This is a genomic window from Burkholderia sp. RF2-non_BP3 (genome assembly GCF_001522185.1).
Lineage (GTDB): Bacteria > Pseudomonadota > Gammaproteobacteria > Burkholderiales > Burkholderiaceae > Burkholderia > Burkholderia diffusa.
The window spans coordinates 151,783-172,804 of the sequence record NZ_LOSU01000032.1 but is presented as its reverse complement, the minus strand read 5'-3'; the positions used below and the strand labels follow the sequence as shown (position 1 = coordinate 172,804).

Genomic DNA, 21,022 nt, shown 5'->3' with positions numbered 1-21,022 from the left:
ATAGCCGGGCATACTCGCAACAGCTCGCCCGGTTTCGAACAATTCAAGGAGGAGTGCCACATGGGGGCTGTCCAAGGCAGCATGCTGCTCGTATTCACGCTGATCGCGATCGCCGCGCTGATCCTGATGATCGCGCGCTACAAGATCTACCCGTTCCTGGTGCTGATCATCGTTTCGCTGGGCCTGGGTCTCGTCGTCGGCATGCCGATGGACAAGATCGTCAAGTCGTTCGAAACGGGCACGGGCGGCACGCTCGGCCACATCGCGATCGTCGTCGGTCTCGGCACGATGCTCGGCAAGATGATGGCCGAATCGGGCGGCGCCGAACGGATCGCGACCACGCTGATCGACTGGTTCGGTGAAAAGAACATCCACTGGGCGATGATGTTCGTCGCGATCATCGTCGGTTTGCCGGTGTTCTTCGAAGTCGGCTTCGTGCTGCTGATCCCGATCGCGTTCAACGTCGCGAAGCGCACCGGCAAGTCGCTGCTCGTCGTCGGTCTGCCGATGGTGGCCGGCCTGTCCGTCGTGCACGGGCTGATCCCGCCGCACCCGGCCGCGCTGCTGGCCGTTCAGCAATACGGCGCCGATATCGGCAAGACGATCGCGTTCGGCCTGATCGTCGGTGTGCCGACCGCGATCATCGCCGGTCCGCTGTTCGCGCTGATGATCTCGAAGTTCGTGAAGCTGCCGGAAAACAACCCGCTCGCGGCGCAGTTCGTCGATACGCACACGGACGGTCGCAAGCGCGAACTGCCGAGTTTCGGCATCACGCTGTTCACGATCCTGCTGCCCGTCGTGCTGATGCTCGTCGGCAGCTGGGCCGACCTGGTGTTCGCACCGAAGTCGCTGCCGAACAACCTGCTGCGCTTTGCCGGCAACTCCGACGTCGCGCTGCTGATCGCCGTGCTCGTGAGCTTCTTCACGTTCGGCAAGCTGCAGGGCTTCAACCGCGACCAGATCCAGAAGTTCTGCGGCGAGTGCCTGGCGCCGATCGCCGGCATCACGCTGATCGTCGGTGCGGGCGGCGGCTTCGGCGGCGTCCTGCGCGACAGCGGGATCTCGCAGCAGATCGTCGAGACCGCGAAGCACGCGCACCTGTCGCCGTTGCTGCTCGGCTGGTTCGTCGCGGCGCTGATGCGTCTGGCGACGGGTTCGGCGACGGTCGCGATGACGACGGCCTGCGGCATCGTCGCGCCGATCGCCGCGGCGTCGGGCGCGGCGGTTCGTCCGGAACTGCTCGTGCTCGCGACCGGCTCGGGCTCGCTGATCTTCTCGCACGTGAACGACGGCGGCTTCTGGCTGATCAAGGAATATTTCGGGATGACGGTCGGCCAGACGTTCAAGACCTGGTCGCTGCTTGAAACCATCATCTCGGTGCTCGGTCTGAGCTTTACGCTGTTGCTGAGCGTGGTTTTGTAACAAGGGGTAGTCAATGATTCTGATCGCAATGGGCGTGTCGGGCGCGGGCAAATCGCGAATCGGCGAAATGCTGGCAGAACGCCTGTCGTGCAGCTATACCGACGGCGACGCGTTTCACAGCGCGGCGAACAAGGAAAAGATGCACAACGGCATTCCGCTGACCGACGACGACCGCTGGCCGTGGCTGCGCACGATCCGCGCGGCCATCGAAGAGAAGCAGCGTGCCGGCGAGACCGCCGTGTTCACCTGCTCGTCGCTGAAGCGGTCGTACCGCGACGTGCTGCGCGGCTCCGACACCGACGTGCGGTTCGTGTATCTGAAGGGTTCGTTCGAGGTGTTACACGAGCGCCTGAAGACCCGCACCGGCCATTTCTTCGATCCGTCGCTGCTGAAGAGCCAGCTCGACACGCTCGAGGAACCGGGCCCGGATGAAGCGATCGTGGTCAGCATCGAGCTGACGCCCGAACAGATCGTCGATCAGGTCATGCTGAAGATCGGTATCGCGCAGCAGCACTGAGCGCGGTTCGCGGCAATCGTCATGCAGCAGTGAAAAAGGCGCCCCACGGGGCGCCTTTTTTCGTTCGCGGTGCGTCGCGCCGCTCAGGTCGCGCGGGCGTGCTGCGCGATGCCGTCGAGCAGCACGTCCAGCATCATGTTGTGCACGGCGGCCGGATCGAGCTGCGCATAGAGCGGGGCGGCCGATTTGACGAGCGGGTGCGCGGTATCGGACAACGCATGCATTTCCGCGAGCTCGACCTCGTTCGCGGGCCGCGTGAGGCCGCCGGCCTCGGCGGCGGCGAGTCCGATCACGCTCGCATACCAGCCCACGCACACGGACGGCAGCGCGGTGCGTGGGATGCCGGCATCGGCCAGTGCACGATGCACGGTCTCGATGTGCGCGAGATCGGCCGGCCCGGTGCTCATGTGACGCTGCAGCAGCGCGAACGCGGCGGGGTGGCGCAGCGCGAGCGCGCGATACTGGCGTGCGAGATCGCGCAGCCGCTCGCGCCACGGCAGCGAAGGATCGACCGGCACGAGCGAGCGCGACAGCGCGTTCGCGATCGCACGGCTCAGGCCCTCTTTCGACTTGAAGTGATAGAGCACGCTCATCGGGTCGCAGCCGACCGACTGCGCGAGCTTGCGCACGCTGAATGCGGCTTCGCCGACCTCTTCGAGCAGCGCGAGCGCCGCCGCGACGATCGCATCCTTGTCGAGGCCGCGCGGGCCTTGAGCGGGTTTGTCTTTCATGGAAGCAGGATGACAGCAACTGTAATCTTGACGAAAGCGTATTCTACGCTGTAGAATTATTTCTGCGGTGTAGAAATTGGGTGTCCCGGCACCTTTCAATGCGTGCTTTCGCACGGTCCGGGATCCTGGCAGGCACGAGTGTGTCTGCCGTCAACACGGGCCATCGCGCCCTTTATCTCGTTGACACCCAAGTGGAACCGGCTGCCCCACCCGCGAAGCCAGAACGGCTCTTCGACAGGCGGCCCAAGACCATGCAAGTGCAATCATGACTTCCAATCACAAACCCCTGATCCAGGGCGAATCGCGTTTCGACCGGACGCAACTGAACATCGAAAAGGACAACTGGAACTGGTGCGACCCGTCGCGCTACGACGGCGAGCGTCCGGCCAACTGGTACGAGGCGTCGTTGTCGCGCCATGAAAACGGCGCGCCGCTCGCGCACGACACGGTGTGCGACGTGCTGGTGATCGGCGCGGGGCTGCTCGGTGCATCGGCCGCGCTGCATCTCGCGGAAGCGGGCGTCGACACGATTCTCGTCGACAAGCATCACGTCGGCTCCGCGGCGTCGGGCCGCAACGGCGGCCAGCTCACGCCGGGCCTCGCGCGCTGGGAAGCGGCCGACATGATCGACCATCTGTCGCACGACGACGCGAAGCGGCTGTGGCGTTTCGCGTCGGCCGAATCGATGGACCTGATCGACGCGATCGGCGCGCGTTACGCGCTCGACCTCGACCGCAAGCGCGGCCACATCACGGCGGCGGTGCACCCGGGCCACATGAGCGCGCTGCTCGACGGCGCGGACGCACGCCGCCATCTCGGCGACGCTGGCGTGACGCTCGTCGGTCGCCATCAGCTGCATGACGAATACGTGCGCTCGGGGCTGTATCACGGCGCGGCGATCGACGCGACCGGCGGCCAGCTTCATCCGCTCGCGCTGGTGCGCGGCCTCGTGCACGGCTTCCGGCTGAACGGCGGTGCGCTGTACGAGGGGACCGAGGTGCTGGAGCTCGACGAGACGCCGGCGGGCGTCGTCGCGACGACGCCGGGCGGCACGATTACGGCACGCCGTGGCGTCGTGCTCGCGCTGCACAACACGACGTTCCGGCTGCTGGACGACGGCGGCGCCACCACCGTGCCGTTCTTCACGTACGTGAGCGTGACGGCGCCGCTCGACGTCGACGTCGCGACGCTGATGCCGGCCGGCATGCCGGTGTACGACACGCAGTTCCAGATCGACTATTACCGGCCCGTGCGCGGCAACCGCCTGCTGTTCGGCGGGCAGGGCACCGGCACGTGCTGGGCGCAGCCCGACGTCAACGCGTATCTGCTGACGCGGCTGAACACGGTATTTCCGCAGCACGACGGCCGCTTCGCGCTCGACTACTGCTGGAGCGGCGTCAGCGATTTCACGCTGAACGGCGCGACCGACAGCCGCAAGACCGACGGCCGTGTGCCGATGTACATGGTGCAGGGCTGGAGCGGGCATGGCGTCGCGCAGACGGTGCGGATCGGCAAGGCGATCTGCGACGACTTCGTAGGCCGCAACGACGATTTTTCGATGCTGACCGGCATCGACCACCGCGAGATTCCGCTCGGCCGGCAACTGTCGCCGATCGCGATTCCTGCCGCGAAAGCGGCGATGAGCGTGATGAGCGCGCTCAATCCGGGGCGGATGATTTCGTTCTGATCGCCGGCGCTCCCGCGTTCCGACCGCGCGCGAGCCGCCAATGAAAAAGCCCGATGCGATTGCTCGCATCGGGCTTTTTTCCGTCCGGCGACGGCGGCGCTTACGCGATCCGCTTCGCGAGCTCGACGGCCTTGCCGATGTACGACGCAGGCGTCATCGCGAGCAGGCGGTCCTTCGCGTCCTGCGGGATCGCCAGCGTGCCGACGAATTCCTGCAGCGCTTCGCGCGTGATGCCCTTGCCGCGCGTCAGTTCCTTCAGCTGCTCGTACGGGTTCTCGATGCCGTAGCGGCGCATCACCGTCTGCACCGGCTCCGCGAGCACTTCCCAGCAGTTGTCGAGGTCTTCGTTCAGGCGCAGCGGGTTCACTTCGAGCTTGTCGAGGCCGCGGATCAGCGAGTCGTACGCGAGCAGCGAATAACCGAGTGCCACGCCCATGTTGCGCAGCACCGTCGAGTCGGTCAGGTCGCGCTGCCAGCGCGACACCGGCAGCTTGTCGGCGAGGTGGCGCAGCGTCGCGTTCGCGAGGCCGAGGTTGCCTTCCGAGTTCTCGAAGTCGATCGGGTTGACCTTGTGCGGCATCGTCGACGAACCGATCTCGCCGGCCTTCGTCTTCTGCTTGAAGTAGCCGACCGAGATGTAGCCCCACACGTCGCGGTCGAGGTCGAGCAGGATCGTGTTCGCGCGCGCGACCGCATCGAACAGCTCGGCCATGTAGTCGTGCGGCTCGATCTGGATCGTGTACGGGTTGAAGGTGAGCTTCAGGCGGTTCTCGATCACGTCGCGCGAGAACGCTTCCCAGTCGAATTCCGGATACGCGGAAAGATGCGCGTTGAAGTTGCCGACCGCGCCGTTCATCTTGCCGAGGATCTCGACCTTCTCGATGCGCGTGATCGCGCGCGCGAGGCGGGCGGCGACGTTCGCGAGTTCCTTGCCGAGCGTCGTCGGGCTGGCCGGCTGGCCGTGCGTGCGCGACAGCATCGGCTGCTCGGCAAGCGCGTGCGACAGCGCGACGAGGCGCTGGTGGACCGTGCGCAGCGCCGGCACGATCACGTGCTCGCGCGCGCCGGCGAGCATCATCCCGTGCGACGTGTTGTTGATGTCCTCGGACGTGCACGCGAAGTGGATGAATTCGCTGGCCTTCTCGAGTTCGGCCTGGCCCTTGACCGATTCCTTCAGCCAGTATTCGACGGCCTTCACGTCGTGGTTCGTCACGCGCTCGATTTCCTTGATGCGCGCGGCGTCGTGCGCGGTGAAGCGCTCGGCGAGCTGCAGCAGGAATTGTTCGGAGGCGTCCGAGAAGCGCGGAACTTCCGCGAAGCCGGCGCGCGACAGCGCGATCAGCCAGTGCACCTCGACGGTGACGCGGTGGCGCATGAAGGCGGCTTCGGAGAGCCAGTCGCGCAGCGCTTCGGTCTTGCTGGCGTAGCGGCCGTCGATGGGCGAGAGCGCGGTGAGGGCGAAAAGCGTATCGGGACGAGTGTCGGACATGATCGGGCGTGGCCTTTGGGGCCGGTGCGAACGAGGGGAGGAGAATCCGGCATTTTACCATTGGCGCGGGGCGATTCCGGCCGAACCGGTCCGGCCGCCGCCGCCGTGGGCGATCGGCACGCATGCGGGCGCCCGGGCGGCGCGCAAGCCGTCCGCCGGTCGGCGCCCGGGCCGGCTCGCCGGCTGGCCGCCGCGCCGCCGGGCCGGCCCGCCCGCCGGTAGAATGCAGGCTTCCTCCCGACCGCCGCCCGTCGCGCCCGCCTGCATGGAACTGAAATGGCTCGAAGACTTCGTCTCGCTCGCGGAAACGCGCAGCTTTAGCCGGTCCGCCGAACTGCGGCACGTGTCGCAGCCCGCGTTCTCGCGGCGCATCCAGGCGCTCGAGGCGTGGCTCGCGACCGAACTGATCGATCGTTCGGTTTATCCGACGCGGCTCACGCAGGCCGGCCAGATCTTCTACGAGCAGGCGCTGACGATGCTGTCGCAGGCGCACGAGGCGCGCACGCTGCTGCGCGGCCACGTCGGCGCGCCGGTGCCGACCATCGAGTTCGCGGTGCCGCATACGCTGTCGCTCACGTATTTTCCGCGCTGGCTGCAGCGGATCGAAGCGAAGATGGGGCAGGTCCACACGCGGCTGCGCGCGCTGAACGTGCACGACGCCGTGCTGTCGCTGGTCGAGGGCGGCTGCGATCTCGTGATGGGCTACCACCACCCGAGCCACCCCGTCGCGCTCGATCCGGCCCGCTACGACATGCTGGTCCTCGGCAGCGAGCCGATCAGCGCATTTTCGGCGCCGGGCCGCGCGGGCCGGCCGCGCTACACGCTGCCGGGCACGGCCGAGGCGCGCGTGCCGTACTTGTCGTATACGCCGAACGCGTATCTCGGCCGGATGACCGAAGTCATCGTTGCGAACGCACCGACGTCGCTGTTCCTCGATCGCGTGTACGAAACTGACATGGCCGAAGGACTGAAGGCGATGGCGCTCGCGGGCCACGGCGTCGCGTTCCTGCCGCACAGCGCCGTCGAGGATGCGGTGGCCAGCGGCCGCCTGATCCGGCTCGACCGGTCCGCGCGCGGCGGCACGCACCCGTTCACGCTGACGATGGAGATCCGCCTGTACTGCGACAAGCTCGCGCTGCAGGGCGACGACCCGCATCAGAAGCTCGTGCGCGCGCTGTGGGAAGTCGTGCGCGACGAGTTGCGCGAAACCGCCGGTTAACCGTGGGCGGTTAACCGCGCCAGCCGAGCGCGCGCCGCCGACGACGCGCTTGCCGCACCCGTCCGACGCTTGTCCGGCGGGCGTTCCGCGCATTTTCCCGCCGATTTTTCGCCGACGCGATGCACGACCGATCGCGGGCGTTCTTGCGCAAATCGACCGCGGATTTGCGAAAAATCGCGATCATGCAAGAAACGCATAATCGAATAAGCAAACGGCATTGGATAAAAAAAACGGGTTTTTCGACAATGTGCGCAATCCGTTGAACGTTGGAGCGTCCATGTCTTCGCAACTGCAGTCCATCCCGTCCTACCTTCATGCCGACGATCTCGGCCCGTGGGGCAACTACCTTCAGCAGGTCGATCGCGTCGCACCGTACCTCGGTTCGCTGTCGCGCTGGCTGGAAACGCTGAAGCGTCCGAAGCGCATCCTGATCGTCGACGTGCCCATCGAGCTCGACAACGGTACCGTCGCGCACTTCGAGGGCTATCGCGTGCAGCACAACGTGTCGCGCGGTCCGGGCAAGGGCGGCGTGCGCTACCACCAGGACGTGACGCTGTCGGAAGTGATGGCGCTGTCGGCATGGATGTCGGTGAAGAACGCGGCCGTGAACGTGCCGTACGGCGGTGCGAAGGGCGGCATCCGCGTCGACCCGCGCAAGCTGTCGCGCGGTGAGCTCGAACGCGTGACGCGTCGCTACACCAGCGAAATCGGCATCATCATCGGCCCGAACACCGACATTCCGGCACCGGACGTCAACACCAACGAACAGGTGATGGCGTGGATGATGGACACGTTCTCGATGAACCAGGGCCAGACGTCGACCGGCGTCGTGACCGGCAAGCCGATCTCGCTCGGCGGTTCGCTCGGCCGCAAGGAAGCGACGGGCCGCGGCGTGTTCGTCGTCGGTTGCGAGGCGGCGAAGAAGAAGGGCCTCGAGATCGAAGGCGCGCGCATCGCGGTGCAGGGCTTCGGCAACGTCGGCGGCATCGCGGCGAAGCTGTTCCAGGAAGCGGGTTCGAAGGTGATCGCGGTGCAGGATCACACGGGCACGATCTACCAGCCGGCCGGCCTCGATTCGAACAAGCTGCTCGACCACGTCGCACGCACGGGCGGCGTCGCGGGCTTCGAAGGCGCCGAACCGATGCCGAACGACGAGTTCTGGACGGTCGAGACCGACATCCTGATCCCGGCGGCACTGGAAAACCAGATCACCGAGAAGAACGCATCGAAGATCCGCACGAAGATCATCGTCGAAGGCGCGAACGGCCCGACGACGACGGCGGCCGACGACATCCTGAGCGCGAACGGCGTGCTCGTGATCCCCGACGTGATCGCGAACGCGGGCGGCGTGACCGTGTCGTACTTCGAGTGGGTGCAGGACTTCTCGAGCTTCTTCTGGACGGAAGACGAGATCAACCACCGTCTCGAGCGCGTGATGCGCGAAGCGTTCGCCGGCGTGTGGGCGGTCGCGGAAGAGCACAAGGTGTCGGTGCGTACGGCGGCGTTCATCGTCGCGTGCAAGCGCATCCTGATGGCGCGCGAAATGCGCGGCCTGTATCCCTGATCGGTCATTTCCGAGTCGATCGGATGACTATGACAAAAGCATGACGCAATCCACCCGATTGTGTGCATGAACCCTCGCGGGCGGTGCCGAATCCGGCACCGCCCGCGTGTGCATTCAGGCGCTGCAGGAGGCGCGCGAAGCCGGGAGGACGGCTTCGTACAGGACGATTCGTAGTACGGTAAACAACCAGTACTTTCAAAAATATTACTTTGATACACTGGCGCGGGTTTTAGCCAAGGAGATGACCAAAATGAAATACCAGAAGGCAGTCCTGATGGTCGCGGCGCTGTGCGCGTTCGCGAGCGGCGCGCATGCACAGGAGACCGGCACGCTGAAGAAGATCAAGGACACGGGCGTGATCGCGCTGGGCCACCGCGAATCGTCGATTCCGTTCTCCTACTATGACCAGAACCAGCAGGTCGTCGGTTATTCGCGCGACTTCCAGATGAAGGTCGTGGACGCGGTGAAGAAGAAGCTGAACCTGCCGAACCTGCAGGTCAAGAACATCCCGGTGACGTCGCAGAACCGCATCCCGCTCGTGCAGAACGGCACGGTGGACATCGAGTGCGGCTCGACGACCAACAACACGGAGCGTCAGCAGCAGGCCGCATTCTCCGACACGATCTTCGTGATCGGCACGCGCCTGATGACAAAGAAGGATTCCGGCGTGAAGGACTTCGCGGACCTGAAGGGCAAGACGGTCGTGACCACCGCCGGCACGACGTCCGAGCGCCTGCTGCGCAAGATGAACAACGACAAGCAGCTGGGCATGAACATCATCAGCGCGAAGGACCACGGCGACTCGTTCAACACGCTCGAGTCGGGCCGCGCGGTCGCGTTCATGATGGACGACGCGCTGCTCGCGGGCGAACGCGCGAAGGCGAAGCAGCCGGGCGAGTGGGTGATCGTCGGCACGCCGCAGTCGGAAGAGGCGTACGGCTGCATGATGCGCAAGGGCGATGCGGACTTCAAGAAGGTCGTCGACGACGCGATCTCGCAAGTCGAGAAATCGGGCGAAGCCGCGAAGATCTACGCGAAGTGGTTCGAGAACCCGATCCCGCCGAAGGGGCTGAACCTGAACTTCCCGCTGTCCGATTCGATGAAGAAGCTGTACGCGAACCCGAACGACAAGGCGCTCGACTGACCACGCAGCCGTTGACGCAGAAATGACGCTACTGAAACGGAAGAGGCCTCGCTTCTTCCGTTTCTTTTTGCTGGAGTCTTGCCTATGTCTTACCACTGGAACTGGGGCATCTTCCTGAGCCCCGTCTCGACCGGCGAGCCGACGACTTACTTCGGATGGCTGATGTCCGGATTCTGGGTGACGATCGAGGTGTCGCTCGTCGCCTGGGTCGTCGCGCTGATCGTCGGTTCGCTGTTCGGCGTGCTGCGCACGGTGCCGAACAAATGGCTGTCCGCGATCGGCACCGTCTACGTGTCGATCTTCCGGAACATCCCGCTGATCGTGCAGTTCTTCGTCTGGTACCTCGTCGTGCCCGAACTGCTGCCCGCGTCGATCGGCACCTGGATCAAGCAGTTGCCGCCCGGCACGCAGTTCTTCACCGCGTCGATCATCTGTCTCGGCCTGTTCACGGGCGCGCGCGTGTGCGAACAGGTGCGCTCGGGGATCAACGCGCTGCCGAAGGGCCAGCGCGCGGCCGGCCTCGCGATGGGCTTCACGCAATGGCAGACGTACCGCTACGTGCTGCTGCCGGTTGCATACCGGATCATCGTGCCGCCGCTCACGTCCGAGTTTCTGAACATCTTCAAGAACTCGGCGGTCGCGTCGACGATCGGCCTGCTCGACCTGTCCGCGCAGGCCCGACAGCTCGTCGACTACACCGCGCAGACCTACGAGTCGTTCATCGCGGTGACGCTCGCGTACGTGCTCATCAACCTCGTCGTGATGGCGTTCATGCGCTGGATCGAAGGCCGCACGCGGCTGCCCGGCTACATCGGAGGCAAGTGATGCATCAGTTCGACTGGAGTAGTATTCCCGGCGCGATCCCGACGCTGTGGACGGGGGCGATCGTCACGTTCAAGATCACGCTGATCGCGATCGTCATCGGCATCGTCTGGGGCACGCTGCTGGCGCTGCTGCGGCTGTCCGGCGTGAAGCCGCTCGAGTGGTTCGCGAAGGCATACGTGACGGTGTTCCGCTCCATCCCGCTCGTGATGGTGCTGTTGTGGTTCTTCCTGATCGTGCCGCAGGTGCTGCAGGGCGTGCTCGGGCTGTCGCCGACGATCGACATCCGGCTTGCGTCGGCAATGGTCGCGTTCTCGCTGTTCGAAGCCGCGTATTATTCCGAGATCATCCGCGCCGGTATCCAGGCGGTGCCGCGCGGGCAGGTGAACGCCGCGTTCGCGCTCGGCATGAACTACGCGCAGGCCATGCGCCTCGTGATCCTGCCGCAGGCGTTCCGCGCGATGGTGCCGCTGCTGCTCACGCAGGCGATCGTCCTGTTCCAGGACACGTCGCTCGTGTACGTGATCAGCCTCGCGGACTTCTTCCGCACGGCCGCCAACATCGGCGATCGCGACGGCACGACCGTCGAGATGGTCCTGTTCGCGGGTGCATGCTATTTCGTGATTTGCTCGGTGGCGTCTGCCCTCGTCAAAGGTCTCCAGAAAAAGGTCACAAGATGATTTCCATCAAGAACGTTTCGAAGTGGTACGGCCAGTTTCAGGTCCTCGCCGATTGCACGACCGAGGTGAAGAAAGGCGAAGTGGTCGTGGTGTGCGGCCCGTCGGGCTCGGGCAAGTCGACGCTGATCAAGACCGTGAACGGCCTCGAGCCGTTCCAGCAGGGCGAGATCCTCGTGAACGGCCAGTCGGTCGGCGACAAGAAGACGAACCTGTCGAAGCTGCGCTCGAAGGTCGGGATGGTGTTCCAGCATTTCGAGCTGTTTCCGCATCTGTCGATTACCGAGAACCTGACGCTCGCGCAGATCAAGGTGCTCGGCCGCGGCAAGGACGAAGCGACCGAGAAGGGCATGAAGCTGCTCGATCGCGTCGGCCTGAAGGCGCATGCGCACAAGTTTCCGGGCCAGCTGTCGGGCGGCCAGCAGCAGCGGGTCGCGATCGCGCGCGCGCTGTCGATGGACCCGATCGCGATGCTGTTCGACGAACCGACGTCCGCGCTCGATCCGGAAATGATCAACGAAGTGCTCGACGTGATGGTCGAACTCGCGCAGGAAGGCATGACGATGATGGTCGTCACGCACGAAATGGGCTTCGCGAAGAAGGTCGCCCATCGCGTGATCTTCATGGACAAGGGCGCGATCGTCGAGGACGACCGCAAGGACGATTTCTTCTCGAATCCGAAGTCGGATCGCGCGAAGGACTTCCTCGCGAAGATCCTGCACTGAGCGCTCGTGCGTCGCGCGCTTCGCGCGCGCGGCATGCGCAAACCGCCCGGCCGAACGCCGGGCGGTTTTTTTTCGCCGGTTGCCCGTCGGCCGCCGCCGGCGACGGACGGATTCCGGCAGCGGGCGTCACCAGCTGTAGCGGTAACCGACCTGCCCGGTGACGCCGCGCCGGTAATCGCCGCCGATGTTGCGCGCATATTTCACGTTCGCGTACAACTCGCCCGACTTGCCGAAGCCCGCGGTCACGCCAAGGCCGAGCTCGTACCACGTGCGGCCCAGGTGCGTCGCGAACGGCGTGCCGCCGACGACGGTCTGGCCCGGCGACAGGAAGTCGTGCAGCACGTCGGCCGTGAAATACGGCGTCGCGGCGCCGCCGCCCGCGTTCGCGTCGAGGTTCGGCCGGAAGATGCGCACGCCGACGCGTCCGCGCAACGCACTGGTCGTCGTGCCCGACACGGCCGACACGTTGTCGTTGAACCCGTTCAGCTTCAGGTACTGGTACATCAGCTGCGCCTGCGGCTCGACCGCGATCGGCGTGCCGCCGATCCCGAACGGCTTGCCGACCTCCTGCGACAGTGCGATGCCGAAGCCGTTCTGCGATGCCTCGTTGCCGTAGCTGTCGCGATAGCGGTTGCCGTAGTGCGTGACCTGGCCGACGCTGTCGAAGTAGGTGCCGTCGGACAGGTAGCGCGTCCAGTAGCCGCCGATGCTCTGCGCGTGCATCTCGACCGAGCCCGTCGACGTCGACAGGCCCGCCGTGCCGGCGCGTGCCATGTCGCTGAAGCTCGCGTTCGCGACGCCGATGCTCGCCGTCACGCCCGCATGCGTGCTGCCGCCGGCCGGCGCCTGGTCGAGCGTCCAGTCCTTGCCGAACTGCGCGAAGAACGTGCGCTCGTCGGCCGCGAAGCGGCCCGCGTTCGCATCGAGGCTCTGTCCGCCCACGCGGCCCCAGACGCCGTCGCGGTTGCCCGGCGCCTGCTTCTCGAGGTTGTAGATGTCGCCGACGCGCTCGTGCAGCTTGCCGAGCGTCGAGAAGCCGTAATCCGCGTTCAGCAGCGGCGTCATCGCATAGCCTGCAACGCCCGGACGGTACGCGAGATTGCCGCCGCCGTCGATGACGTTCGGGCCGACCGGATCGCCCGGGTCCGTCGGGTCGAGTTGCGAGCGCAGATACCAGCCGTTCGCATCGCTCTGGCCGCCGCGGTAGAGCCGATATTCGTATGCGCCTGCCTGCACCGGGCCCGCGAGATGGAACGCCGATGCGGAGGTCGTGCCGCCGTTGGTCGTGACGACCACCGGAATACCGTCGCCCGTCGTCTGCGCGCCGGTGCCGGCCGTGTTCGCGACCTTCAGCCCCGTCGTGCCCGTCGCGGCGCCGCCGTTCACGATCAGCCGGTCGGTCGGCGACGCATCGGCACCGAGATAGGTGTTCAGCGCGATCGTGCCGCCGTTGCCGACATAACTGCCCGTCGTCAGTGTGCGGTAGCTGCCTGCCGCCGTCGGTGCGCCGGACGGCGCGGCGAACGCGACCAGACCCGCGTTGTTCAGGCTGCTCAGCACGGAGCTGCCGGTCATGTGCCACGTGCTCGTGCCGTCGACGGTCAGCGCGACCGGGTCGATCTTGCCGGTGAGGGTCGTGCCGTTCGTCAGGAACACGTTGCCGGTGCTCGACGCGTCCGACACGATGTCGCCGGCGAGATTCACGGCCGATGCGTTGAAGGTCGCGGTGCTGCCGTTCGCGAGGTCCAGCAGCGTGCCGTTGCCGGCCGTCACGACGGTGCCGTTGCGCACCGCGATGTCGACCGTGCCGCCGCGCGCGGCGAACGCCGGCCCGGCGACGGACGCGACGCTGCCGCCGTCGACGAGCACGGCGCTGGTCGCGCCGGTCGCGAGCGTGTCGGTGCTCAGCACGCCGGCCGTCGCGCCCTTGAGCGTCGTGCCGGTCAGCGCGAGCACGCCGCCGCCGTCGACCGTCGCGCCGTTGCCGGCCGCGCTCGCGATCGACGAACCCGTGTCGCCGATGCGGCCGCCGTTCCGTGCGACGAGGCCGTCGGCCGCCGTGCCCGCCGTGGACACCTTCGCGCCCGACAGCAGCGCGGTCGCGCCGCTGCCCGCGACGATCGCGTGCGCGCCGGCACCCGTCGTCGCGACGGTCGTACCGTCGGCCGCGAGCGTCGAATCCGCGCCCGTCACGAAGAGGCCGCGCGCGTCGTCGCCGGCGGTGCGCACGACGGTCGCCGCATCGGTCGCGATGCGCGCGCCGGCGCCGGTCGACGACAGCCCGTCGGCGCCGTTGCCGGTCGTGCCGATCTGCGTGCCCGACAGCACGATCGTCGTGTTCGCGCCGAGGTTGTCGATGCCCTTGCCGGCGCCGCCCACCGCGATCGACGTCGCGCCGGCCGCGATCCCGCCGCCCGACACGGTCGAGTCGATCAGCACGCCGTCGGCGCTGCCGTTCGCGACGACGGTGCCCGCGCCCGACAGCGCGACCGACGCGCCGGACCCCGTCAGGTGCACGCCGGCGATGCCGTCGTCCGCCTCGATCGTGCCCGCGTTGGCGAGCGTGGCCGACGCGCCCTGCACGAGCGCGCCGGTGCCGTTCGATACGCGGATCGCCGATGCGTTGTTCACCGTGCCGAGCGTGCCGGCCACGACCCCCGTCGAGCCGGCGCCGGTCAGCAGCACCGTATTGCGGTTCTCGAGCGTGCCGAGGTTTTGCGCGACGAAGCCGGTCACGCCGGCCGTCGACGACGCGACCGCCGCGTTGTTGGTCAGCGTCGTCGCCACCGGCGTACCGGCGTTCGCGCCGCTGAGCGCGTGTGCCTGGCCGTCGACGGTGCCCGCGATCGCGCCGGCCGCATTCAGGTCGATGGTCGCGCCCGAGTCGATCGTGCCCTTCGCACCGCCTTCGACCGCGACCGCGATGCCGTTCGCGCCGTTGACGTTGTAGGTGGCATGGCCGGTGGACAGCGTCGTGCCGGCGCCCGTCGCGAGCACGCCGCGCGCGCGCTGGCCGTTCACGTCGGTCGTCAGCGTGCCGGCCGCCGACGCGCCCGTGTAGGCCGCGCCGCCCGCGATGCGGAACAGCGTCGAATCGTCGGTATCGACGCTCAGATGCTGCGCGGCGACATTGATCTTCGAGCCGGCGCCGTATGCGTAGAAGCCGGTCTGGTTCGTGCCCGACATGAAGGCCGGCACGGCGTTGGCGTCGACGTTGATCGTCGCGCCCGAGCGTGCATGGACGCCGATCGCGCCGTTGCCGGTCAGGTTGAGCGCGCCGTCGACCGTGGCCTTCGCGTGCGGCCCTTCGGCCCACACGCCGTAGTTGCGCGTGTCCGACGCCGGATCGAGCCCGCCGGCCACGTTGATCGTGCCGGTCGACGTCGCGGCCGTCGCGGTCGCACCGGTGCCGACCACCATGATGCCGATGCCGTTCACGCCATTCAGCGTGATCGTGCCCGTGTTGGTCACGGTCGCGGCCGTATTGGCCGCGAGCATGCCGACGTTGGCGAACGGCGTGCCGGGTGCCGCGCCGTTCACGACGATCGTGCCCGCGTTGCGCAGCGTGCCGGACGTCGAGTCGATGCTCGCCATCCCGGCGCCGTTTTGCGTCTGCGAGCCGATCGCGATCGAGCCGAGGTTGCTGGCGGTGCCCGATACGCCGAGCAGGATCCCGTAGGAATGCGCGGACAGCGCGACGTCGTTCGCCGCTGCCCCGGGCCCGTACTGGGCCGCGCGGCCGAGATAGATCGTGCCGCCGGCCGCGTTCGTGAAGGTGCCGCCGGCCGCGAGGCCGCCGATCACCTGGCTGTCGAGCGTCGTCGCGTTGACGCCGACGTTGATCGTGCCGGCGTTCGACGCGTTCGCACCGCTCGTCACGGCCACCGCGTAGTTCTTCAGGTCGGGGCGGTTGCCGTCGAGCGTCCATGCGCCGACGTTCATCACGCCGTTGTTGACGAACGAGGTGCCCGTGCCGCTTGCGTACACGCCGTTGCCCTCGGTGTACGCGTGGAAGCCGAAGTTGTCGGGCGGCGCGCTGCCGCTCGTGTCGAAATTGTCGCCGGACGCGTAGCCGGACGAGATCGTGCCGTTGTTGACGCCGCTCGCGCCGCTCAGCAGGCGCACCAGCGTGAAGTCGCCCGACAGGCGGCCGTCGTTGACGAAGTGCGCGCCGTTTTCCGCGAGGACGGCCGAACTCGACGCGATCGTGTTGGTGCCGCGGAAGTCGATCTGGCCGTCCTTGCCGATCTGCAGCGTCGCGTTCGCGCCGGTGCCGTGCATGGCCGACAGGTGATCGATCGGCAGCGTGTTCTTGTCGCCGGCGGACACGTTGTTCGCATACTGGAAGGTTTCCTTCGAGAACGTGACGGCCTGGCCGAACGCCGTGTCGTAGGCAGCCTGCGAGCCGAGCGCGCCGCTCTGGACCGAGCGCACCAGGAAGTCGTTGTACGCGGCGAGCGACGCCGCGTCGGTGACGGTCCATGTGCTGCCGTCGAATGCGGTGAAGGTGCCCGCGTAGGCCGGGACGTCGAGCTGGAGATTGCCGACGGCACCGCCGCTCGCGAGATAGTCGCCGGTGCCGAGCCAGACCTGGTTGCGCGAATTCCAGTTGACGACGCTTTTTGCCGAGCCGGTGCCGTCCGCGAAGGTCAGGTCGGTCTGCTTCGGCGCGATCGAGATCGCGTTTCCGGCCGCGTCGGGCGCGTTCGCGGGGTTGCCGATCGACACGTTCAGCGTGCCGCCGGTGTTGTCGACGGTGCCGATCCGCAGGTTCACGTACTGGTTGCCGTTCACGTCATGGTAGACGGGCACGTTGGTCGAGCCGGCCGTCGACGCGGCGAACGCGGACGAGTTGTACGTGGCGATCGACGTATGGGTGCCCGTGATCGTGTCGGGCGTGCTGACGCTCTGCGTCTTGCCGCCGAGCGACAGCAGCGGCTGGTTCGGGTTGCCCGACACGATGGACGTATTGCCGATCGGCGTGAGCGTATAGCCGGGGTCGCCGGCGGCGCCCGTCCATGCACCCGTCACGCCGACCGTGTCGCCGCCCGACACGGTCGTGGCGCCGGCCCGGTTGTCGTTGACGGTCGGGCTGACGCTGCCGAGCGCGCAACTGCCGCCGCTTGCGACCGCCGAACCGTTACCGCAGGTCGATGCGTATGCGGAGCCGGCCGACAGCGCGGCCAGCGCGGCACCGAGCGCGGCGACGCGCAACGGCGAGCGGCGGATGGCCGTGCGGCCGGTACGGCGGCTTGCGGCCGATTGGCTGCCCGAAGGCTTGCCGCGCGCCCGGGCCGTTTCCGCAACCGCGACCCAGCAGCCGGCGGGCTCGCTCCATATCGATCGAAATGAGTGATTCACGACAAGCCCCTCTCTCTTTATTTGAACTGGTATTCGCCGTATGCGGCGAATGCGCATTCCACGGTGACGTGTATTTCGAATGGGCGTGCGGCAGCCGGGGCTGCGTCGAGTGCCAATCAGGATGCGTTACACCGAAGATGGAGCGAGTCTACTAATCGACGGGGCGGTCGATTGTCGGAAAATCAAGATATGTAGGGATGGTAACGGTATGGGGTGGTATTTCTGAATTGTGTGGTTAATCGAACTGAAAGCCTTGGTGGGGAAGGATTTGGCAGGTTTTTCTACAGGCTGGCCGGAATCGTCCGGTCGGTGGGATAACGCACGGTCGGTATTTTGTTTGTGTTTTATTCTATGGTTTCCGGATTATCCGTTTTCGATTCGCTCTTGTTTTGTTTTTTCGTCGATGAATTATTTTTACTCGAAAATTAATAAAATAAAAGCGAATGTTGCATGTCGTTGATCGTGTGTATCTAATGGCGATCTGAAGGAAACGTGTAACGTCATCGGGCGCAGACTTTCACTGCCGGCGATCGCCGGGCCGTGACGTTCGCACACACGCGGAAGGCGGGAAAGGCGGGCGCCGGACGGCGCGGCGCACTCAGAAGTCGATCGGGTCGTCGGCGTCGTCCGCGGCGCCGGCCGCCAGCGCCTCGCGCCGCACACCGCCGCACGGCGCGGACGCCGATGCGTCGAGCGCCGGGTTGCGCAGCTTCTCGAGCACGCGTTCGGGCACCGGAATCTGCATCCGCGCGGCGACGTCGCCGCACTGGAACATGATCAGCTCGCCCGGTTCGAACGAGGTCCAGATTTCGTTGTCGGTCAACGGCTGCGTGGCGATCACCGCGACGCGATCCTCGGGCGTCGTGTATTTCGCGAAGTCGATCGACAGGTCTTCGTCGACCAGATGCGCGGTCGAGAACGGCCAGCGCCGCACGAGGTAGTGCAGCCGCGTCGAGCAGTGCGCGAAGAGCGCCTGGCCGTTCGACATCAGGAAGTTGAACACGCCGTGATCGGTGATGCCGCGCGTCAGCTCGCCGACGCGCTCGAACAGCTCCGGCAACGGCGGCTGCGCGCCGGGGAACGCTTCGCGCAGCCCCTGCATCAGCACGCAGAACGCCTTTTCGCTGTCGGTCGTGCCGACCGGATGGTAGACGCTGCCGTCGAGATCGGGTTCGTAGTCCTGCAGATCGCCGTTATGCGCGAAGATCCAGTGCCGGCCCCACAGCTCACGCATGAACGGATGGCTGTTCTCGAGCAGGATGTGGCCCTGCGTGGCCTTGCGGATGTGCGCGATCGTGTTCTTGGACTTGATCGGGTAGCGCTTCACCATTTCGGCGATCGGCGACGTGGCCGACGCCTGCTGGTCGATGAACAGGCGACACGCCTTGTCCTCGAAGAACGCGATCCCCCAGCCGTCGGCATGGTGATCGGTGAGGCCGCCCCGGGCCGCGAAACCTGTGAAGGAGAATGTGACGTCCGTCGGCGCGGCGCAGTTCATTCCTAGGAGTTGGCACATTTTACTTGGGGCGGGGGCGGAAGCGGGGTAACCAACCGGGTGAACCCCGGTACAATGTGGCTTCTAGCATATCACCGAGCCTTGAGCGGTAAAAAGCGGATTCCGCCGGCCGAAGGCCTCGTGTTGCGGTTTGCCGTCAGTCGGCCCGCGCACGCGCGTTCCGGCCCCGCAGATGGCCAGCCCGTTCCTCACGACGCCTCCTATGACTGCCTCGAACGCTTCCTCTCCGGCGACGCTCACGCTCGCCCGTCCCGACGACCTGCACCTGCACCTGCGCGACGGCGACATGCTGGCCGCGGTGCTGCCGCATACGGCGCGCCAGTTCGCCCGCGCGATCGTCATGCCGAACCTGAAGCCGCCCGTCACGACCACCGCGCAGGCGCAGGCCTATCGCGAGCGGATCCTGGCCGCGCTGCCGGCGGGCATGGCGTTCGAGCCGCTGATGACGCTGTACCTGACCGACAACACGGCGCCCGACGAAGTCCGCCGCGCGCGCGACAGCGGCTTCGTGCACGGCGTGAAGCTGTATCCGGCCGGCGCGACGACGAACTCCGATCACGGCGTCAGCGATCTCGCGAAGTGCGCGAAGACGCTCGAGGTCATGCAGGAAACCGGCATGCCGCTGCTCGTGCACGGCGAGGTGACCGATCCGGCGATCGACATGTTCGATCGCGAGAAGGTGTTCATCGACCGCGTGATGACGCCGCTGCGCCGCGATTTCCCCGGCCTGAAGGTCGTGTTCGAGCACATCACGACGAAGGACGCGGCCGACTACGTGCGCGACGCCGACGCGGCGCCGGGCCTGCTCGGCGCGACGATCACGCCGCAGCACATGCTGTACAGCCGCAACGCGCTGTTCGTCGGCGGGATTCGCCCGCATTACTACTGCCTGCCGGTGCTGAAGCGCGAAACGCACCGCGTCGCGCTCGTCGAAGCGGCGACGTCGGGCAACCCGCGCTTCTTCCTCGGTACCGACAGCGCGCCGCACGCGCGCGGCGCGAAGGAAACCGCGTGCGGGTGCGCGGGCTGCTACACGGCGCTGCACGCGCTCGAGCTGTATGCGGAAGCGTTCGACCAGGCCGGCGCGCTCGACAAGCTGGAGAATTTCGCGAGCCGCTTCGGCGCTGATTTCTACGGGCTGCCGCGCAGTATCGAGACGATCACGCTGCGCCGCGAGACCTGGGAACTGCCGCGCGAGGTCTTCGCGGGCGATACGCCGGTCGTCCCGCTGCGCGCCGGCGAAACGATCGGCTGGAAGTTCGCGTGACCGGCACGCCGCCGCGCGGGGCCGGCCTGACGGCTGGCGGCGGGGCGGCGGTATTCGCGCAGATCGACTGGTCGGCGCCGTGGCTCGCGTCTTACGCGGCGCCCGGTCGTACGCTGCAGGCGGCGGCGCTCACGGGCGAGACCGCGCTGCTCGATGCGTTGAACGGCGCGCTGCGCGGCGGTACGCGGGCGAGCGGCCGAGGCCGGCCGCTGCGCTTCGTGCCCCAGGCGGAGCTGCCGCCAGGCATCGCATACGAAACGCATATCGCCGACACGGGCGGCGTCCCGACCCGCCACAATCTTCACGACTTCTTCAATGCGCTCGTCTGGTTCGCGTACCCGCGCACCAAGGCCGCGCTGAACGCACGCCAGGCCGCGGCGATCGACGCCGCGGGCGGCGTCGGTCCCGTGCGCGGCACGCTGCGCGATGCGCTCACGCTGTTCGACGAGAACGCCGCGCTGTTCGTGACGGCCGACCGCGCGCTCGCCGACGCGCTGCGCGGCTTCAACTGGCAGCAACTGATGGTGGCGGCGCGCGACGCGTGGGGCACGCGCTGCGAGGCGCGGCTCGTCGGCCATGCGCTGCTCGAGAAGCTCGTCGTGCCGTACAAGTCCTGCACCGCGCACACGTGGATCGTCGAAGTGAGTGACGACTATTTCTCGTGGCCCGACGCGCAGCGTGCCGCGCACGTCGATGAGCGGATCGCCGGCGAACTTGCGACCCGTGACCTGACGAGCCGCGATTTCGCGCCGCTCCCGGTGCTCGGCGTGCCGGGCTGGTGTGACGCGAATGCCGTGCCCGCGTTCTACGACGATCCGGCGGTTTTCCGCAGCGGCCGTCGTTCGCGCGCTGCCGGCGGCGGCGCGCAGTGCTAGAATGCG

The 21,022-nt window shown here is 66.9% G+C and carries 15 protein-coding genes; 11 read left to right on the top strand and 4 right to left on the bottom strand.

Annotated elements, in window-relative coordinates:
* The first annotated feature begins 60 nt into the window (after nucleotides 1-60).
* Together WS45_RS15745 and WS45_RS15740 are read left to right on the top strand one after the other, a co-directional pair.
* Nucleotides 61-1,422, top strand: coding sequence for a GntP family permease (locus WS45_RS15745; RefSeq protein ID WP_059535304.1), 1,362 nt, complete (start codon nucleotides 61-63; stop codon nucleotides 1,420-1,422).
* Between the two features lie 13 nt (nucleotides 1,423-1,435).
* Nucleotides 1,436-1,939, top strand: coding sequence for a gluconokinase (locus WS45_RS15740; protein ID WP_059535306.1), 504 nt, complete (start codon nucleotides 1,436-1,438; stop codon nucleotides 1,937-1,939).
* Between the two features lie 83 nt (nucleotides 1,940-2,022).
* On the opposite strand, the gene WS45_RS15735 is transcribed toward WS45_RS15740, so the two are convergent.
* Nucleotides 2,023-2,670: a TetR/AcrR family transcriptional regulator gene (locus WS45_RS15735; protein WP_059689074.1), complete on the bottom strand. Its 648-nt coding sequence runs from the start codon at nucleotides 2,668-2,670 to the stop codon at nucleotides 2,023-2,025.
* A 265-nt stretch (nucleotides 2,671-2,935) separates the two neighbouring features.
* Between WS45_RS15735 and WS45_RS15730 the strand changes: the two genes are divergently transcribed.
* Entirely contained in the window at nucleotides 2,936-4,357 is a 1,422-nt protein-coding gene (locus WS45_RS15730; protein ID WP_059700703.1) for an NAD(P)/FAD-dependent oxidoreductase, read from the top strand.
* Between the two features lie 100 nt (nucleotides 4,358-4,457).
* On the opposite strand, the gene purB is transcribed toward WS45_RS15730, so the two are convergent.
* Nucleotides 4,458-5,846 (bottom strand): adenylosuccinate lyase, encoded by a 1,389-nt coding sequence (purB, locus tag WS45_RS15725; RefSeq protein ID WP_059700702.1) that lies wholly within the window; start codon nucleotides 5,844-5,846, stop codon nucleotides 4,458-4,460.
* Between the two features lie 265 nt (nucleotides 5,847-6,111).
* Here purB and WS45_RS15720 point away from each other — a divergent pair, with 265 nt between their 5' ends.
* From WS45_RS15720 to WS45_RS15695, 6 genes are all read left to right on the top strand, one after another.
* A complete protein-coding gene (locus tag WS45_RS15720) occupies nucleotides 6,112-7,065 on the top strand; it encodes a LysR substrate-binding domain-containing protein (RefSeq protein ID WP_059535314.1) in 954 nt (317 codons plus the stop codon).
* Between the two features lie 277 nt (nucleotides 7,066-7,342).
* A complete protein-coding gene (locus WS45_RS15715) occupies nucleotides 7,343-8,629 on the top strand; it encodes a Glu/Leu/Phe/Val family dehydrogenase (RefSeq protein ID WP_059465395.1) in 1,287 nt (428 codons plus the stop codon).
* Between the two features lie 250 nt (nucleotides 8,630-8,879).
* Nucleotides 8,880-9,773 carry a glutamate/aspartate ABC transporter substrate-binding protein gene (locus WS45_RS15710; RefSeq protein WP_059689134.1) on the top strand — a complete coding sequence of 298 codons (894 nt, stop codon included), beginning with the start codon at nucleotides 8,880-8,882 and terminating at the stop codon, nucleotides 9,771-9,773.
* 84 nt (nucleotides 9,774-9,857) lie between these two features.
* Nucleotides 9,858-10,598, top strand: coding sequence for an amino acid ABC transporter permease (locus tag WS45_RS15705; protein ID WP_059535316.1), 741 nt, complete (start codon nucleotides 9,858-9,860; stop codon nucleotides 10,596-10,598).
* Entirely contained in the window at nucleotides 10,598-11,275 is a 678-nt protein-coding gene (gltK, locus tag WS45_RS15700; RefSeq protein WP_059535318.1) for a glutamate/aspartate ABC transporter permease GltK, read from the top strand. The genes WS45_RS15705 and gltK overlap by 1 nt, the downstream gene beginning before the upstream one ends.
* On the top strand, nucleotides 11,272-11,997 hold the full coding sequence (locus WS45_RS15695) for an amino acid ABC transporter ATP-binding protein (RefSeq protein WP_059465398.1): 726 nt from the start codon (nucleotides 11,272-11,274) through the stop codon (nucleotides 11,995-11,997). The genes gltK and WS45_RS15695 overlap by 4 nt, the downstream gene beginning before the upstream one ends.
* Nucleotides 11,998-12,123: 126 nt before the next feature.
* Here WS45_RS15695 and WS45_RS15690 read toward each other — a convergent pair whose 3' ends face one another.
* Nucleotides 12,124-17,358, bottom strand: a complete 5,235-nt coding sequence (locus WS45_RS15690) for an autotransporter outer membrane beta-barrel domain-containing protein (RefSeq protein ID WP_059700701.1) — start codon at nucleotides 17,356-17,358, stop codon at nucleotides 12,124-12,126.
* Between the two features lie 598 nt (nucleotides 17,359-17,956).
* Nucleotides 17,957-18,874 carry a class II glutamine amidotransferase gene (locus tag WS45_RS15685; RefSeq protein ID WP_057926768.1) on the bottom strand — a complete coding sequence of 306 codons (918 nt, stop codon included), beginning with the start codon at nucleotides 18,872-18,874 and terminating at the stop codon, nucleotides 17,957-17,959.
* A 202-nt stretch (nucleotides 18,875-19,076) separates the two neighbouring features.
* Between WS45_RS15685 and pyrC the strand changes: the two genes are divergently transcribed.
* Together pyrC and WS45_RS15675 are read left to right on the top strand one after the other, a co-directional pair.
* The gene (gene pyrC, locus WS45_RS15680) at nucleotides 19,077-20,141 is read left to right on the top strand and encodes a dihydroorotase (RefSeq protein ID WP_059700700.1); all 1,065 of its coding nucleotides are present in this window, start codon (nucleotides 19,077-19,079) and stop codon (nucleotides 20,139-20,141) included.
* Nucleotides 20,138-21,016, top strand: coding sequence for a DUF3025 domain-containing protein (locus WS45_RS15675; protein WP_059700699.1), 879 nt, complete (start codon nucleotides 20,138-20,140; stop codon nucleotides 21,014-21,016). The genes pyrC and WS45_RS15675 overlap by 4 nt, the downstream gene beginning before the upstream one ends.
* Nucleotides 21,017-21,022 lie beyond the last annotated feature (6 nt).